Raw genomic sequence first — 1,422 nt, 5'->3', positions numbered from 1 at the left:
AAGCCATCTTCCGTGCGTGGATGCGCGGCGAGCGCACCGGCAGCTACCGCCTCGACGGCCCGGGCATCGCTGTCATTCACGCTCAAGGCGCGACGCGGCAATGACGTCGACAGCGCCAGCCTGCTCATTGCGCTGTACCGCGCGGCCGGCATTCCCGCCCGCTACGCCTACGGCACCATCGCCATGCCGGTCGCGCGCCTGCACAACTGGCTCGGTGTCGATGGGACTGCCGCCGCGCTGGCACTGCTGACGCAGGCCGGCATCCCGAACCGCAGCAACGGCGGCGCTGTCGAAATTGAGCACATGTGGGTCGAGGCCTTTGTCGACTACTCGCCAAGCCGTGGCGCCGTGAACCGCGCTGCCGCGACCTGGGTCGCGACCGATCCGAGCTTCAAGCAGATGAACCAGCAGGCGGGCGTGGACCTGCGCGGCGCGGTCAGCCTGAACGAAGCGGGCCTGTTCGACGCGGTCAAGCAGGGCGCCGCCTGTACTGCCGACTATGCGCGCAACCTGAACCTGGCGAACCTGCAGCAGGGATATACCGGCTACAAGACCCAGCTCGAGACCTTCCTCACGCAGCAGGGTCCCGACCTGACGGTTGGGCAGGTGCTGGGCAGCGCGGCCATCGCGCCTGAAAACTACAGCATCATGATGGGGTCCTTGCCGTACACGCTGGTGGCCACCGGCGTGGTTGCCAACATCCTGCCGGACCAACTGCGCTGGAAGTTCCACCTTAACTTGTACGCCAACAGCACGCTGCAAGGGCAGGGCGAGAGCAGCGCCGCGTTCAGCGCCAACCTGGCCGCAGTGGCCGACAAGCGCCTGACGATGAGCTTTGTACCTGCCACCGACGCGGACGCCACCACCCTGGCGCTGTACCTGCCCAAGGCGCATGCCGACGGCAGTGCGGTCCAGGCGAGCGAATTTGCGCCGCAACTACCGGGCTATCTGATTCGCGTGAAAGCGGAAATCCGTGTGGACGGCGCACTGGTTGCCAGCGGCGGCAATTTTGTGCTGGGCAGCGAACTGGTGGCCGACATTGGCGCCTTCGATCCGTCCGGCGGCAGTTGGAACGACAGCACATTCATCGCGCATGCAGGCGACTACCATGCCGTGGCGATCGACGCCCAGGGCGTGAGCGCCGGGCAGCTGAACGGCCTGAAGGCCAGGTTGAATGCGCTGCAGGCCAAACTGGCGGCCGGCCAGAGCGCCTCGCTCAGCCGCGACGATGTCTCCGGAGAATTGCTGTACCAGGGCGCGCTGGCCTACTTCGCCACCGCCGACGCCAACAGCGCGGTGTTCCAGCGCGCCGCTGGCGTAGTCGAACAGCGCCTGCCGTCGTTTCCCTGAAGCGGTAGTACAGGTAGCCGCACAGGCTGAACATGAACGTGATCGCCAGCGGATAACCCCAGCGCGATTTCA

General features: G+C 66.2%; 1 protein-coding gene. It reads left to right on the top strand.

The features are described from left to right. On the top strand, window positions 1–1,350 hold a 1,350-nt coding region (locus ACP7BV_RS26960; RefSeq protein ID WP_426107972.1), incomplete at its 5' end, for a transglutaminase-like domain-containing protein. Window positions 1,351–1,422 lie beyond the last annotated feature (72 nt).

It is taken from the genome of Massilia sp. TSP1-1-2, assembly GCF_049896185.1.
Lineage (GTDB): Bacteria > Pseudomonadota > Gammaproteobacteria > Burkholderiales > Burkholderiaceae_D > Telluria_A.
This window is presented reverse-complemented; position numbering and strand designations above follow the sequence as displayed.